Raw genomic sequence first — 17,667 nt, forward strand, 5'->3', positions numbered from 1 at the left:
TAAGCACAAAAAAACCCATTCTTTTATGAATGGGCTTTCAAATATTGACGTTATATTATTTACAGATTAGAAAAAATAACTTTTTTAGTAAAGGTATGCCCGTTTTCTAAGGTTATTTTCACCAATAATACTTGATCGCTAGAATGCAAGTTTTTAATTTGCAAGTCTGAAGCATTCACTTTGTTATTGCTATATAACAACTGCGCTCCAACGTTGTAAACATTTACTTCTTTAATCGTTTCTTTAGATGATGTAATATTTACTGCTTTGTCTTTCACTGAAACTAAAACCGTATTCTCAAGATTTTCAAAATCATCTGTCCCTAAAGTTTTATTTGTATAACGAATCGAAAAACGAGTTGAATTGCTTCCTGCTAAACTAAAGAAAGTATAATTCTCTTTTCGTAAATCTATTATTTTACCTAGAGCTTTATCTTCTAAGTATACAGCTTGGGTAGCAAATAATCCGTCTGCATGATCAATAGAAATCGTGAAGTTACGATCCCCTTTATCATCAACACCACTCTTATAACCTAAAGGAACTACGTCTGTATCATCAAAAGGAAGTGCACGACCTTGAATCGTTAATTTTCTAGATTCACTGATACTATAAAAATCAATATAAGCAGTACCTCCTCTTGTCGTAGCGTCATAACTGAAATCAATACCATTAGTCGCTCCTTCAACATATCCGATTAATATCTGTTTAAAAGCACCTTGCGAGTTTGCAATATTCAGCCAAAGACGGTTACCTTCAGTTTTACTGGCTTCACTTGGTTTATAAAATTGTGTATTCTGTGAGCTTGCTTTACGAAGATCATTATTAAATTTAATTGCCGTTGCACCTGCAGGCGATATTGTAAAAAAAGCTTGTCCTGCCCCAATAAAACCTTTAAATTCTGTAGCAGGATCATCATTTACTCTTGTCGAACCTGTTCCATTAAAAACCACAAAATCTGAACTTATGTACTGGAAAGTATTAGTTCCTGGAATAATTTGCGGAGGCGAATTGTGTGACCAAAAATATAATGATCCTAATTGGGTTTTATTTGCCAGCATCAACTCTTTTGCGCTTATTGGAGAAGGGTAAGGGTTACCTATCAAGTTTAATTTATTTTCTAATACAGGAACTGATACGTCTCCATTATTTGGCACTCCAACAAATATACCTTCAAATGTGTCTGGGATTGTTAAGCTAAAATTTTGTGGAGCTCTGATACTATATCCTTCTCCCTCTTTCATAACTTTTGTACCGAAGCTATCAAGAATCCATTGTCCGTTAGCAGCATCCCAATAATGGTATTTGTCCCACAAAGTGTTTGGAGAAAACTTAGCCATGGTCATATTTGCATCCGTTACTGGTGATCCCCAATAAACTACATCGTAACGGGTCAAATCAACTTTTCTTTTATAAGAAATATTACCTGAATTTACAGCATTTGCTCCTTGTAATAAACTTGAACCACTTTCAAAAACCAATTTACCGTTACTTGTTATACCGTTTGTGACGGTTAAAGTCATTTCTGACGGAATAATTACGTTAGGATCTGTTGCGCCATTTGGAACGCTAATATTTAAAGAACATGCTGTTATGTTTGGTTTAGCTGCAGAAAAAGGTTGGTCTGGCAAAACCGAGCTAATTGTAACACTTGTATTTGCATTTGGTTCACCATTTGACCATGCTGAGCCGTTCCATATTGTATTTGTACTAATGTCTATTATCTGCACAGATGCCACATCTGAAATACATCCCGAAGTAACATCTTCAACAGTAAAATTATATGTTCCAACTGGTAAATCGTGAATAGTCAAGTCAGTTTCTGCATTTTGACGAGAATATTGATGCGCCCCTGACAGATCATTTAGATAAACAGTCCATTTTACTGATGGCAAATTAGTTAATGTTATACTTCCTAAAGTACCACAAGATACATTGGTCTGTGAAGTTGATGGGGTTGCTGGTATTGGGTTTACTGTAACTGTAACCGTGAAAGGCACTCCTGTACAGGTTCCTGTAATTGGAGTAACTGTATAAATTGCCGTTTGAGCTGTTGATGTAGTATTTGTTAATGTTCCTGTTATAGTAGATGATGCCACAGTATTTCCTGCTCCACCTGTCAATCCCGTAGGCATAGATGGTGTTGTCCAAGTATATTTTGTATTTGCTGGAATTGTTCCATTTGTTCCATCAAGTGGCTTCGATGAAAAAGCTACCGCTGAACAAGCCGTCGCTGTCATTGCGCTAATTGTTGCCGAAATCATATCTACCATTACAGCTTGCGAATAATTCGGTGAAGATGAACCACAAGAAATCCCGACACGATAGTACGTCTTAGTCGTTTGAGTGGTTGTAAATGTTGGCCCTGAAGCTGTAATATCCAGATAATTAATTAATAAATTATCTATTATCTGTTTATCATTTATTCCGCCGGTTCTAGCCGCAAACTTAAATCTCCAAAGTGATTTATTGCTTGATAGATAACCTGCAGGTAACGCTAAATTTGAAACTACTACACTATTGTTTATTGTCAATGTTAATTTGCCTTTTGCATCTACTCTTAATAAAACAGGCGTATCTCCTGCTGTAGGTCGTAAGCTTGGGGCATTAATACTTGAATTATAAAGAGTGGCACCAGCATATTTAATTCTGATACGACTTCCTTGTCCTGCTATATCTCCATCATTATCATATGTATCAAATTCAACAATTAATCCCGATCCTGAGCCACTTTCTCCTCCAGCAGCATCTTCTTGCACGTCATCTGCATAACTCAAACTGAAACCATCAGCTCCTCCACCAGGAGGAATTTGATAATCAAAATTTACACTAAATGCATCAATATTTGAACCAGGTGTTTTTTTAACGACATAAGCCCCATATTGACTATTAATTGCTGGAGTCAACACTAATTGTCCGCCTGCTATAACCGCTGCTCCATAAACACCAGCATCCGAATTTGTTGTATCAAACGTTTCTTTTCCAAAGAAACTACTTGGCGCAGGTACAGCATTAGTCCATGGATCAGATCCATTTGGTGATGTTTGCCAAATATAAGTAGCCCCATCTTGTATCGTGTTTGAAATAGATAATGTAAAAGGGGTATTTGGACATACTGAAGCTACCGAAGTATTCGTTTGTCCTGGCGTAAAATTACCACTACAGGTTTCTTGAATTGAAATAGTATAATCTTCCATTTGTCCTGTACCACCGATTGCACATGCTGTATTATTATAATCTCCTATACGGCCAATAATACGCATTTTTACAGTCCCCGCTACAGAGCCTGAACCTGCAGGAATTGTAACATATAAAGAAGCGCTCTTACCATCGGCACCATTTGAATTTCTTATTGAACCAATTTGAGAATATTCGGACGAGGCAAAAACACCATCATTATTCCAGTCAAAAAACACCGAATAATATCCATTCTGGTCACTTAATGTATTTCCTGTTACCGTAAGAGCATAACTTTGCCCCTTAACTACAGTTGTTAAGGCTGGCGAAATAAGATCTTCAAAACTGCCTGTTCCTGAACTTGTTCTTACTGTATTATTCAAAGAAACACTAGTAATCTGTGCAACCGATGAAAAATTGGTACATGTGCTTGATGCTACTCTTATAATTCCTGTAGTAGCAATAAAAAAAGTATCATCTTTTCTTAAAGCAGGAGAAATTGTATTTCCCCATGTAGAAGGTAAAACTTGGTTTGCTCCTAAAGTAAGCGTATTTGTGGTATGGATTTGACCTATTCCTAAACTTGCATTTACATTTGAATTTATAATTAAATCATTTGTTACTCCTGTAGTTGCTGCAAATGTTTTTGTTCCACTTCCAGATAATCTAAGATTATAGAAATTAGGAATATTGAACGATTGGTTCGTTCCATTTAGAGTTACTATACCTGATCTTTGAATAAAAGTTCCGCCACTAGTAGTGAAATTTCCTCCAGCATTAAGAGCAAAATTAGAACCAGAGACATCCAATATACTGGCATTTCCTCCGATGATTACATTTCCTAATGCTGTTGTTGCGCCGCTTAAAGTTTTAGTTCCAGTTCCATTAATAGAAAGATGGCCATAAGTCTCTGAAGAAACTGTTTGGTTAGTCCCTCCATAATTTACTGTACTAGTAGCACCAAATGTTTTTGCCCCTGTTCCAGAAACAGTTACCATTCCACTTGTTCCAGTTAAATTAAAAGTTGAAGTGTTTTCTACTTTGAAGTTTTTACCATTATTCAATGTTATTGCAAAACCACCATTATTAAAAGTACTACTTGAATTTTTACTTCCAACAAACAGATCCCCTTTTACATTAGTCGCCGATATAGCAACACTAAGAGTTGCTCCTCCGCTACTTGTGTTATCAATATTTAAATTATTATAACCGCTATTGGTTCCTCCAAAAAAATTAATAGTTTGAGAATTTGAATCTACATAATTAAAGTTACTTGAGCTACCAGCATTTAATGTTGCAAAATTAGAATTTGTCAATGCTCCTTTTAAATTAATATTACCTGCTCCAGATATATCAATCACCTTTGTAGCAGATGCAGAATTAACAAACGTTATTCCGCCATTTGCATTTAATGTACCTGAAGTTATTGCGATTTTTCCGACTCGTGAATTTGTTGCATTTGTTCCTGCAAAAGTTATTAAACCCGAAACACTAGCAGTCATCGCATTTATATTCCATGCATTTGTAATAGAATTTGCTACAGGCTGATTAATAGTAACCGCACCATTTATTGTTAATGTACCCATGTTCTGTGTAATTGAAGAATTTGCTGTCCCAGCTACATCTCCAAGAACAATTCCGTCTGTAATTACTGTCGCACCGTTAATAGTTAAAGAACCATAAGCTCCTGCTGCTTGTCCAACTAATATCGATCCTCCATTGGAAACATTAAGTGTACCTCCATTTGCATTAACACTTCCATTACTAATCAATAAAGATCCATTAGCAGTAATAGTATTGCTTCCTGTTACAAATGTTCCTCCTGTACCAAAGGGAGCCCAGAAGTTATCATTTACTGTAAGCGTTCCATCTGCAGTTATCGTTCCCGTTGTTGCAATAGTAAGAATATTAAGCGAAGAGCTTCCTGTGTGAACAGTTTTACCAGAACCATTCATTTGCACATGCGCTCGTGCTGCAGAACCCTTAGAATATGTACCGTTTATCCACAAGTTGCCTCCCACTGTTAATTGTTTTTGAGTCGCCGTAACGCTCCAATCGACATTATGAGTAAGGGTGCCATTTGTTGCAACTACTAGATCTCCTAAAACCGTATAATTATTATCACTTGCTGATAATGTTAAATTCCCACTAGTTATATTTAAATTACCATCAATATCTATTGCTTTAGAACTGTTTGTTACTGTTCCTGTAGAAGTTGATTTATTTATCGTTAAATTATAAAATGTGGTTAATGCAGTAGAAGTTTGAATTAATGAAGCTGCACTACTATTAAATATAACCGTACTAGTACCTGGATTAAAAATAGCTAATGAGCTTAACGTAAAATTTCCACCAATCGTAAACGTTCCTGATCCTAATGTCAATGTCGGCTGCTCAGGAGGTCCGCCTGTAGAATTATTTGTAGTGAAATTTCCGCCTACACTAATTGATCCTGTTCCGTTAGCTACTATACGTACATTCCCTCCCGAATTCCCTCCTGTAGAGCCATTCATAATAAGATTATTAGTAATCGTTAAAGTAGCCCCTGTGCTAATAGTCAAGTCTCCACCTCTAGTATTACTTGTAGTTGACCGTCCATTTATTGTTAGGCTTTTTACAGTTGTACTAGCACTTAATGTCGGTTGATAACCTGGAACGAAATTTCCAATAATTACATCATCATTGGTCCCTGGAACTACCGCGGGAGACCAATTTGAAGCTGTAGTCCATGCATTGCTTGTAGTACCAGTCCATCTAGTTTGTCCTAAAGCAAAAGAAACCACAAAAAACATCCCCAAACAAAGTAAACCTAAACTTGGCGTGTATGATCTTTTAGATAAAAACTTAGGGAAAATAAAAAATAAAAACGAGTAAAGTAATTTTCTCATCATATGTTAGTAGGTATTTATTTTAAATTTGTTTTTGGTTTGCTAAAAAGCAAAAAATGGGCATTATATTTTCAAAAAAATAAAATGTTCATTTGGGTATTTTAATGGAAACTAAATGTTAAATTTTTGACTTTTACCAGAATATAAAAACTGTTAAAATTCCGTACAAAAATATTTAAATTAGCCTAATACACAAGGTTATAATTTATTTCTTTTCATAATATATTAACAAATTTTAGAATTTTTTTATAACTAATTGAGCACAAATCAATTTAAACGTTAAAATGCATGAAAAAGCCGACGAAAAGCACTTTTACTCTCAAAGAAGCTTTACAAAAATTAGAACATTTTTGTGCCTATCAAGAGCGTTGCCATGACGAGGTAACAGCCAAATTATACAGCCTAAAAATGACTTCTGAAGAGATAGACAGCATTATCGTACAGCTTATAGAAGGGAATTTTTTAAACGAAACCCGTTTTGCCTGTAGCTTTGCGAGAGGCAAACACCGAATCAAACATTGGGGAAAAATTAGAATCACCAACGAACTGAAAGCAAGAAACATTTCATCAACAAATATTACGCTTGCGCTAAAAGAAATTTCTGCAGAAGAATATTTTGAGACCTTCGAAAATCTATCAGAAAGATGCTGGAATAGTATTTCGGAAACCAATCAGCTTAAAAAACGCAAAAAGTTCTGCGACTATATGCTTCGTAGAGGTTACGAAAGTAATCTGGTTTATGAAAAAGCTAAAGAACTAGAAGAAAACTAATTTATCATAACATTTTAAAAAAGCCGCTTTTTCTATTTTTCAAATCCATTTAATTTTTCTTTTAAAACATCTTAAATTACCTACACAATCCGCGATAACTTTTGGTTATAAATTATTCTCTTTTTGAAGAATTTATACCAAATCTGACGTTTTCTAGTCTAAAATCTCAAAAAACAGTCTTAAAAAACACCGATATTTGAGATTATTCTTATAATTGTTTCTCAGGTTTTATAGGAATACTTATCGAACATTAAAATTTTTAATGCACTTCATCGACTATTTTACCAATTCATCGATTATATCGAGGTTCCAAAAACCCTAGTAAAATCAAGCTCGTAGATGTATCTATATTTGCGCGGACTCACAAGTCCTATGCCCGCATAACAAATTGATAGAAAACATTTAGCATGAAAAAAACTTTACTTTTATTCTTATTGTTACCTTTTTTAACGTTTGCTCAAGGTTTGAGTGGTGATTATATTATTAGCTCAGAAAATTTAAAAACAGAATTTCAATCTCTTTCGAGCGCCCTCAAAAAATTAGAAGAAGAGGGCTTTGCTGGTCCAGTAAAATTCTTACTTGCACAAAACCAAACAATTACTTCTCAATATATAATTAACAAATACAAAAATTCCAGCAAAGATAATACTTTGACAATTAAGCCTTATACAGATAAAGATATTGAGATTACTATCAAGAATATAAATACCTATACAGCTCTTCCAGCAATTTTTTTATTTAACGGAGCCAGCAATGTTATTATTGATGGAAGCAACTCAACCGCTAATACAAAAAATCTGACTTTAATTAATACTGATAATATAAACAGTGTTCGCAGATCTATCATATGGATTGCAAGTAATGGCGCGACTGGATCAAATAACATTACAATTAAGAATACTAAATTAAAATTTTCATCTCGTAATCAACTGCTAACACTTTTAACAGGAGTTTATTCTGGAAGCAATCAATACGGAGGCAACAATTCAATTGGCACACAAACAAATAGCTCTCCTAACGCAGACATTTCTATTATAAATAATGAAATGTTTAATGTAAAAGACGGGATCAACATTAATGGAAACAGTAACGGTACTTTATCCCCAACTGGTTGGATAATACAAGGAAATAAAATTGGCAATACCACTAATATTGAATCTGAAAAACCAGTTAGGGGAATCTATATGTCTAATGCCTTAAATTACGAAATTTCCGACAATACTATATCAGGAATTAAAAACACTGAAAATCAAGGAAATGATTGTGCCGGAATTGTTCTTTTAGGAACAAGCTCTGGTACTATTTCTAGCAATAAAATCAATAATATCGAAAACATTTGGTACAGTAACAGCTATTTAACTGCTGGTATATTGGTAAAATCTAGTGGAGTCAACACTATTGCAAACAACATTATAAGTAATGTTTACACTCCTGCTGAAACTTCTGAAAGTGGAAATATTCACTATAGGGGGCATAATATTTTTATCCAATCTGGAAGCACAACAAATTTATATTACAATACAATTATTAGTTCTGGCGGAAAATCAACACGCGCTTCTTGTCTTTACATAACTGGAGGCTCTGGCATTAACGTCAGAAATAATATTTTTGTTAACACGCAGTCTGGAATACAATACGGCATCTTTAAGGCTGGTGGTACTTTAGGAACAGTAAGCCACAACAATTATTATGTGACCAACAGCGCCAATGGTTTCTCAAACAGAATAGGCGCTAATGAATATATTGGCACAAATCCAGGCCCCACAGGTTCGGAAGGCTGGAATAGTGCCACTTCAGATACTAATTCTACAATTATTAACCCTTCTTTTACTTCTGATTATCACTTACAAGATGTTGCTACTAACAAAAATTTGCAAGGTATAGCTATTCTAGAAGTTACAAATGATATTGATAAAGAAGCAAGAGTTAAACCATATATGGGAGCAGATGAATTAGCTCCTTGCGCACCAACCCAAGATCCTGCCATATTTGGAGTTGACAAGTGGAATGGATATGTATATAAATGGGCTTCGACGAATGTAGTTCCTAATATTGGCTACAATGAAATCCCTAATACGTCAGTCGCGACTTATATCGGAACCGTAACCGAGAATGCAATTTTTGACAGAGATGTAAAAAAAGAAGCTATTACTGGTGTTACCGCAAACTTTCCATGCGAAGCTCCACCTATCGATTCTTTCTTGGTACGTTATAGAATGCGCACTTCGGTATCTGAAACTGGTCTTTACAATTTTGCAGTCGGCGGAGATGACGCGATCAGATTGTATATTAATGGTGAAATTGTTTTAGAAAGATGGGGCAGAGGAAATTATTCTATTAACTCTACTTTGTTTAAACTTGAAGCCAACAAAGATTATGAATTTGTTATAGATTATTTCGAAGTAGCAGAAGATGCTAGAACTTCTTTTTCTTTTGGCTTAACGAAAGGTGATCCTACACAATTTGGAGACAAAGTTTGGAATGTCTACGGATACAACGGCAGTGATTTAACATTACAAAAAACGGGATATGCAGGTTATTATGTAGATCCAAATCCGAATGCAAACTCAACAGCATTCTGGCCAACAGCCAAATCTCCATATGCAGCAAACAACTGGCAGGGTGCGCCTATGCCTAATGATTACTTCACAGTAGTTTCTAAACGTAGAGGTTTTGCATGCGGTCAATACCAAATACAAGTTGCAAATTATGATGACGATCTTCAAATTTATGTAGATGGTGAGCAGGTTTTCAATGAAACAGGAAATACAGACGACGCCGTGTTGGTTAAAGAAGGAAGGATTTTTTCTTTAAATAGCAAAACCGAAATAGAAATACGTTTAAAGGAAAATGCAGGTGGTGCAAAATCTTCTGTTATTTTTATAGATGTTCCAAATAATGGAAATGGCAGTTCTTTAATAATAACTGCAAATACAGAATTAAGTTCAGACCTTACAGTTTGTTCTTGCACAATAAATGATAAGGCTACATTAACTGTCAAAAAAGATGTTACATTGACTGTTGATGAAGATATAAATGTTCTTGGCGAAGGAAAACTACTCATTTTAGATGGAGGATCATTGCTTCAAACTTCAACAAGTAAAGATATGTTTACAGGAGGAAGTTCAAAAGCTTTTGAAATACAAAGAACGACTAATGTCGTTCGTTACGATGTAACATACTGGTCGTCGCCTGTAATTGGCCTATCAATGCATGATTTATCTCCAGAAACTTTGTATGACAAATTCCATTACTGGAATCCTTCAAATAACACATGGATACTGGATAATTTTGGAGAAAAGAAAATGGAAGCTGGAAATGGATACAGCATTAGAGCTCCACAAACATACGACCTTACTACTCCAAAAGATTTTACTGCAAAATTTACAGGAACACCAAATAACGGAAATATACCAATTTCGCTTGTAGCTGGAAACCTGAATCTACTAGGAAACCCATATCCATCTTCGATTGATGCTGAACAATTCATTAGAGATAATGGAGATGTAGGACCTTTATACTTCTGGTCACACGATACGCCACCGAAAATAATCGAGGGAACGAACACGTTTACTTATTCTAGTTCAGATTTTGCTGTTTTTTCATTAATGGGAGAAACTCAGCCATCTCCCAAAGGAAAAACTCCTAACGGCTACATTGCTGCGGGGCAAGGTTTTTTTGTTATACCAAAAGTAAACTCTGTTTTGTTTACAAACAAACAAAGAGTTAAGGCTAATAACACTTCTTTCTTTAAAACTAGTGAGAACGTTAGTAAAATAGAAAAAAATCGTTTGTGGCTAAATTTAACCAATTCAGAAGGTGCTTTCAAACAAATGCTTGTTGGATATGCAACTGAAGCAACCAATAGCTTAGATCATAATTATGATGCTACGACAAGAGGAGGTAACTCTTACATTGATTTTTATAGCATCAGTGAATCTAAAAAATTAACGATTCAAGGTCGTGCACTTCCTTTTGAAAATACAGATATTGTTTCTCTTGGCTATAAAAGCACGATTGAAACCAACCTTACAATATCAATCGATCACGCAGACGGATTCTTTAGTACTCAAGAAGTTTATTTAGAAGATAAAGCTCTAGGTAAAATAATAGATTTACGAAAAGAAAATTATACATTTAAAACTGCTATCGGGACCAATACAACTCGTTTTGTTTTGCGTTACACAAATAAAACATTAGGCACAGATGATTTTGAAAATCTAACTGATGGAATACTCGTTGCTGTAAAATCAAAAGTAATTAATGTAGCGAGCGGATCTGAAAACATTAAAGAAGTAAAAATCTTTTCAATCGGCGGACAATTGCTTTACAGCAAAAATAAGATTGAGGCAAAAGAATTAGAAATAACAAACTTATATTCAAGCAATCAAGTTTTACTGGTAAAAATAATTCTAGAAAATGATCATGTAGTAACAAAGAAAATCATATTCAATTAACAACAAAAACCCATCATGTAGATGGGTTTCTTGTTTTGTACTCTTTTTTTAGCGTTAACCAAAAACGAAATCTCTAACCAATTCCAAGACTTGATTAATCTCTTCCTTAGAATTATAATTATGAATGCAAAAACGAACGCGTTCCTGACCCTCAGCAACAATTGGAGAACGAATAGACTGAACATCGAACCCTTTGTCCTGAAGTTGTTGCACCAGTTTTTTAAGCTTTTCATTTCCTGGAACAATCGCAGAATGTATTGAAGATTTACTATGAACAAACATTGGTTTTAATCCCAATAAATTTTTCTGCTGATTGAAAAATACGATATTCTGACGAAGATTTTCAATAGTCTCTTTTTCTATTTCTAATTGCTGATATGCCGTAAAAATTATTGCTACATCATGAGGAGGCAAAGCAGTTGTATATACAAAACTTCGAGCAAAATTGATTAGATAATCTTTAAGTTCAACACTTCCTAAAACTGCCGATCCTTGGCAACCTAAAGCCTTTCCAAAAGTTACAATTCGCGCAAAAATTTTGTCATGCAATTGTAAATACTGAGCCAGTCCTTCTCCTTTTTCTCCAAAAACACCTAAAGCGTGAGCTTCATCAACAATCAAATAACAATTGTATTTTCCTGACAGCTGTATCAATTCTTCTAAATTAGGACTATCACCGTCCATAGAGAAAACAGTTTCGGTAACGATGTAAATTGTAGAATCTGAAAATTTAAGAATATACTTTTCTAAATCTTCAAAATCGTTATGGATAAAATGATGCGATTTAGCACTAGACATCGCAATTCCATCTTTTATAGAAGCATGGCACAATTCATCATACAAAACAATGTCATTTTCTTGCGGTACAGCGCTAAAAAATCCCAAATTGGCATTGTATCCCGAATTGAAAATTAAGGCCGATTCTGCCTCATGAAATTGCGCTATAAAATTTTCTGCAATTTGATAAAGAGAATGATTCCCTGTAGTCAATCTTGAACCTGTAGCACCGTTTTGAAAAAACTCATTTTCTAATAGATAAGCATGTGCATGCTTGTAAATACTTTCAGATTTAGAAAATCCAATGTAATCACTAGAAGAAAAATCAATCAGATTATTAAACACAGGTAATTTTCTAAACTGACTGTTCTGTTTAAGAGTCTTTATTCTTCGATTAAGTTCTTCAGGAAGTTTCATAAATACAAAGTTAGACAATTCCTATTAGAATAAAATAAACAGCGGATTCTAGAGAACCCGCTGTCTGTATAAATTTAAATAGCGCTAATAAAAGGCGACTGTCTAACATAATGTGATTCCAACATTTCTTTTATAAGAAACTTCGAAATATCCAATGCTGTAATGGTATCTCCTAAACAATCTTCAAGATTTACAGAGATTTCATGACTATCATGAGAAAATACAATTAATGGAACACGAACCTGCGTCCAATCAACCTTACTGTCCATTAAAAGATCAAACGTAAATTGGCGATCTTTCTGGATCTCAGGAAAATTAGTTTTCATCCAGTCGGTTGCCATCAATGTTTTCGGGCCTTTTTTATCGAATGGAGTATCTATATTCAGTCCAGCAAGAAGAACATACCTCCGAATTCCATACGAATTCATAGCATTTAGAACATTCTTTGTTGCTTGACTCGCCACCATTGGTTCCCCTGGCCTCTGACCAATAGTACTAATTACAGCCTGACAATCTTTGAGTAATAACTTTATAGATTCTTCATTAATCGCATCGCCTTTAATGATTTCTAACTTTGAATTTTGAATGGCAAAATTGTCTGGATTTCTTAATAGAAGTTTTACACTAAACCCGTTTTCTAATAACTGGTTTACAAGATATTTTCCTGTTCTTCCGCCACCGCCAAGAACAGCAACTTTTGATATATTTTTCATATATATTCTTTATAAAATTTGACATAAAAAGTTATGCTCCACCATTAGATGAAACAAAGAGTAAAGGCATCCTAAGCCTTTACAGTTGATCAATATTTTATAAAGAGATTTTGATGGTTCAAAAATAATAAAATAAAAAAAGCCAGACAATACTATCTGGCTTTCAATTTATTATACCTTTTCCTTTTCTACCCATTTAAAATTTCCTTTTTCGGTAGCATCAAGTAAATCAATATTAAGCTTGTTGGAAAGATTAAGAGAAAATTGAAACGCTGATTCTTTATCTTCAAAACTGTACATTTTGTAATGCTTATTTTTAACATACCAAAGATTTGTCCCAAACTCACCATATCTATCTTCAAAAAAAGAAACATATTCAAATTCGGTTACTTTCAATTTCACATCGTATGAAAATGGACCAATAATATATCTTGAAATTAAAGTATTGGTCTGCAAATTTATTAGCATGTTTTTAGTTGCAGAAAATTTAAATCCGTAAACTAAACAGTATGTGCCAAACACAAGAAATGTTGCAAAAGCTCTGATCGCTATCTTAACCGAAACTTCAATAAATGCAAAATAGACAAACAAAACAATCATGTAAATAAAAGCTCCAAAAAAAAATGAAGCCAATAACAGCTCATACCAAGCTCTTTTTCCAGTAAAAATAGAAATTTCATTTTCCCTCATAAATCAAAAATAAAAAAAGCCAGACAATACTGTCTGGCTTTTCAGTTTATTTTTGAAATTGTTTTAGTCAACTAATACAATTATCTTATTGTTTTTCATTTCGATTGTTCCTGACTTAATCTCTAAAGTATAAGTTTGATCATTAACTCTCGTAAACTTATCAGCAGCCTCTTTAGAAAAACTGAAGCTTGGAGCTGCAATTTTAATTGTTCCTTCTTCTAAAATAGAAACAATTGGGGCGTGATGATTTAAAATCTGAAAACTACCATTAACTCCTGGCAAAGTAACAGATGTTACCTCTCCTGAAAATAATTTCGCTTCTGGTGATACTATTTCTAAAATCATATTTTTTTTAGTTAATAGTTGATGGTTGATGGTTGATGGTTGCTTTCTAACAACTGACAACTAACAACTAACAACCAATATTATTACGCTTCAGCTAACATTTTCTCTCCAGCTTCGATTGCATCTTGAATAGAACCTTTCAAGTTGAAAGCAGCCTCTGGAAGGTGATCTAACTCACCATCGATGATCATGTTGAAACCTTTGATAGTATCTTTAATATCAACTAATACACCTGGAATACCTGTAAATTGCTCTGCTACGTGGAACGGCTGAGACAAGAAACGTTGTACACGACGTGCTCTAGATACTGCAAGTTTATCATCTTCTGATAACTCTTCCATACCTAAGATCGCGATGATATCCTGTAATTGTTTGTATTTTTGAAGAATCTCTTTTACTCTTTGTGCACAGTTGTAGTGCTCATCTCCTAAGATGTGTGGAGTTAAGATTCTAGAAGTAGAATCTAACGGATCTACCGCAGGATAGATACCTAACTCAGCGATTTTACGAGACAATACAGTTGTAGCATCTAAGTGCGCGAAAGTTGTAGCTGGCGCAGGGTCAGTTAAGTCATCCGCAGGAACGTAAACCGCTTGTACAGATGTAATAGATCCTTTGTTTGTAGATGTAATACGCTCTTGCATAGCACCCATCTCTGTTGCCAAAGTTGGTTGGTAACCTACTGCAGATGGCATACGACCTAAAAGTGCCGATACCTCAGAACCTGCTTGAGTAAAACGGAAGATATTATCAACGAAGAACAATACATCTTTTCCTTGGTCAGATCCAGCTCCATCACGGAAATACTCAGCGATAGATAATCCTGAAAGTGCCACACGTGCACGAGCTCCAGGTGGCTCATTCATTTGTCCGAAAACGAAAGTAGCTTTAGACTCTCTCATTCCTGGCATATCTACTTTAGATAAATCCCATCCTCCATTTTCCATAGAGTGCATGAAATCATCACCGTATTTAATAATTCCTGACTCTAACATCTCACGAAGTAAGTCATTTCCTTCACGTGTTCTTTCACCTACTCCAGCGAATACAGAAAGTCCACCGTGACCTTTTGCGATATTGTTGATCAACTCCTGAATCAATACTGTTTTACCAACACCAGCACCACCAAACAATCCAATTTTACCTCCTTTTGCGTAAGGCTCGATCAAATCGATTACTTTAATACCTGTGAATAAAACTTCAGATGAAGTTGACAAATCTTCAAATTTTGGTGCAGGTCTGTGAATTGGCAGACCATTTTCTCCAGTTTTTGGCAAATCACCTAAACCGTCAATTGCATCTCCAACAACATTAAATAAACGTCCATATACGTCTGGACCGATTGGCATTTGGATTGGATTTCCAGTTCCAACTACTTCATATCCTCTGCTTAAACCATCTGTTGAATCCATAGAAATGGTACGAACAGTGTTTTCACCAATATGAGATTGTACTTCTAGAACTAAAATAGTTCCGTCTTTTTTAGTGACTTCTAGTGAATCATAAATTTTTGGAAGTTCAACATCTTTACCGTTGAAAACTACGTCTACTACTGGTCCAATGATTTGAGCAACTTTTCCTATTACTTTTGACATTACTTATGTATTTATTAAATAGCTATTTAGGTTTATCGAAAATACCTCTTTTTTCAGAGCGCAAAGATAATTTTTTAAAATATAAAATCAATTTTTTTTTCATAAAAAATAGCATCATTTTGTTTGATTCATAAAACTTGCCCAAAAAACAACAAAAACAGCATTTTTTTAATAAAAGAAAAAAGCCGCTTCATTAATATAAATGAGCGGCTTTTTGAAATTGAAAACAGCTATATGATTATAATTTTGAAGGAAACAAAACTGGATAATTACCAATATCCACCCCTTTTAAATTTGAACCATATTTAGCATTTATAGCTTGAATAAATTTATTCGCAATAAAAGCGTATCCTCTTGGCGAAGGATGGACTCCATCTAAAGAAAACATACCTCCTGTAACAAATGTCGCTTTCAATGTAAAATTATTCATTGTAATACCATTCGATGTGTTTAAATTATCCATAATTGTTTTTGCATCAACAATTGCCAAACCATTTGCCTCTGCAGCCGCATTGATCACTGTATTATAAGCATTAGTCGCTACTTCTATTTCTGCCACTTCAGAAGGAAGCAAAACATATCTATCAGGCAAAGGAAAAGTAACTCCTAATTGTGATAATGTAGGTGAAGGCGAAGCAATTCCGTCAGCAGCTACAGTTGGAACTTGTCCAATTCTAGAAGAAGCTCCTAAAACAATTAAGTCCGTCGGAAGCGCTTGTCTAGCTCGTCCAAAAATTTGCCCCATTACTGTAGCAGTAGTAGCATCTAATCCTCCTCCCATCAAAACAGCTTTTAAATTTGCCGAAAGGTCTGGTAAAGTTTCATCTACAATCAACAGAGGATTATTTCCTGTTGCAGACAAAAGTTTAATTCTGCTTCCCTGCCCCAAAAAAGCAAGAGCATTACTCAAAGGCCCATAAAGTTGAGCATTTAAAGTATTAACCAGACTAACTCCATTAGAACTTAAATTAGCCTGCGTTAACTGATTATATGCTATCACATGAAAATGAGGAAGAGTTGTAATATTTGGAAGATTCGCAATGACCCCTTTTCTTCCGCCAGCAACCAATTGAGCAACCAAACCTTTGTAAGCCGCCTCAAAAGTTGCAGGAGGCGTTAAAGGATTCACCGTTGGATCTCCTCCAGCAGTTGCATAACCTAGTTCATCATTTCCTCCAATCCATAAAGAAAAGAAAGTCGGATTCTGACTTAAAGCATCTGCCAAAACTGTAGTTGTAGCGCTCGATGCAAAGCGAGCAAAATAAGGATTTGCCGTTCCTGCCGTAACTCCCGCTGCATTACCATAACCTGGAGCCAACAAATGAAAGCTTTTTGCTCCAGGAACTCCTAAATTATTAAAAGTACCTGACAAATGTGCTGTCACCTCAGTTGTTGGCTTACCATCCACAGGAATTGGAGTGTTATTAAAATATAAGCGTGGCCCAGCAATAACATTTCCTCCCAACAAAAGCCCTCCTATATTATCATTTGCAAAAGGTGTTTTAAAATCACCACCTCCTACTAAAGCAAATTGCTGTGCCAAAATATTAGGATAAGCTCCTTCCTGACCCTTAATAAACAAAGCATTGTCACTAAATCCCGCAGCAAAAGAATCTCCTAAAGCAACGTATTTAGAAAAATCAGCACTTCCAGCAGTCAAAGCTTTACCATCAGACGACTCTACCACCGGAGCTACATCGTCATCACTATTACAAGCCATAAAGGTTAACGAAACCAATAAAAGCCACTTGAATTTTTGTACCATAATTTATATTTTTTATAATTACCTGCTTCCAAATTTGACATTCAGAAACATAAATAATGAATTTGACTAAGAGTT

General features: G+C 34.8%; 9 protein-coding genes. 2 read left to right on the forward strand and 7 right to left on the reverse strand.

Annotation, left to right across the window (positions count from 1 at the left end; translation table 11 throughout):
- Positions 1-59: 59 nt before the first annotated feature.
- The gene (locus tag AC5ZCW_RS03865; protein WP_496118059.1) at positions 60-6,065 is read right to left on the reverse strand and encodes a DUF8693 domain-containing protein; all 6,006 of its coding nucleotides are present in this window, start codon (positions 6,063-6,065) and stop codon (positions 60-62) included.
- 285 nt (positions 6,066-6,350) lie between these two features.
- On the opposite strand from AC5ZCW_RS03865, the gene AC5ZCW_RS03870 reads away from it, so the two are divergent.
- Both AC5ZCW_RS03870 and AC5ZCW_RS03875 read left to right on the forward strand, forming a co-directional pair.
- The gene (locus AC5ZCW_RS03870) at positions 6,351-6,833 is read left to right on the forward strand and encodes a regulatory protein RecX (RefSeq protein WP_496118061.1); all 483 of its coding nucleotides are present in this window, start codon (positions 6,351-6,353) and stop codon (positions 6,831-6,833) included.
- A gap of 407 nt (positions 6,834-7,240) precedes the next feature.
- Positions 7,241-11,290, forward strand: a complete 4,050-nt coding sequence (locus AC5ZCW_RS03875; protein WP_496118063.1) for a DUF8693 domain-containing protein — start codon at positions 7,241-7,243, stop codon at positions 11,288-11,290.
- 54 nt (positions 11,291-11,344) lie between these two features.
- Here the strand turns inward: AC5ZCW_RS03875 and AC5ZCW_RS03880 are convergent, their stop codons facing one another.
- The 6 genes from AC5ZCW_RS03880 to AC5ZCW_RS03905 all read right to left on the reverse strand — a co-directional run bounded on the left by AC5ZCW_RS03880 (position 11,345) and on the right by AC5ZCW_RS03905 (position 17,592).
- Entirely contained in the window at positions 11,345-12,484 is a 1,140-nt protein-coding gene (locus AC5ZCW_RS03880) for an aminotransferase class I/II-fold pyridoxal phosphate-dependent enzyme (protein WP_496118065.1), read from the reverse strand.
- A 74-nt stretch (positions 12,485-12,558) separates the two neighbouring features.
- A complete protein-coding gene (locus AC5ZCW_RS03885) occupies positions 12,559-13,197 on the reverse strand; it encodes an NAD(P)-dependent oxidoreductase (protein ID WP_496118067.1) in 639 nt (212 codons plus the stop codon).
- 171 nt (positions 13,198-13,368) lie between these two features.
- On the reverse strand, positions 13,369-13,887 hold the full coding sequence (locus tag AC5ZCW_RS03890) for a hypothetical protein (protein WP_496118069.1): 519 nt from the start codon (positions 13,885-13,887) through the stop codon (positions 13,369-13,371).
- Positions 13,888-13,950: 63 nt separating this feature from the next.
- A complete protein-coding gene (locus AC5ZCW_RS03895) occupies positions 13,951-14,232 on the reverse strand; it encodes a FoF1 ATP synthase subunit delta/epsilon (protein WP_177211684.1) in 282 nt (93 codons plus the stop codon).
- 83 nt (positions 14,233-14,315) lie between these two features.
- Positions 14,316-15,827, reverse strand: coding sequence for a F0F1 ATP synthase subunit beta (gene atpD, locus AC5ZCW_RS03900; protein WP_177211683.1), 1,512 nt, complete (start codon positions 15,825-15,827; stop codon positions 14,316-14,318).
- A gap of 238 nt (positions 15,828-16,065) precedes the next feature.
- Complete coding sequence (locus tag AC5ZCW_RS03905; RefSeq protein WP_496118072.1) at positions 16,066-17,592, reverse strand: SGNH/GDSL hydrolase family protein; 1,527 nt, start codon at positions 17,590-17,592, stop codon at positions 16,066-16,068.
- Positions 17,593-17,667: the final 75 nt, after the last annotated feature.

Source organism: Flavobacterium sp. PLA-DH12 (assembly GCF_059511845.1).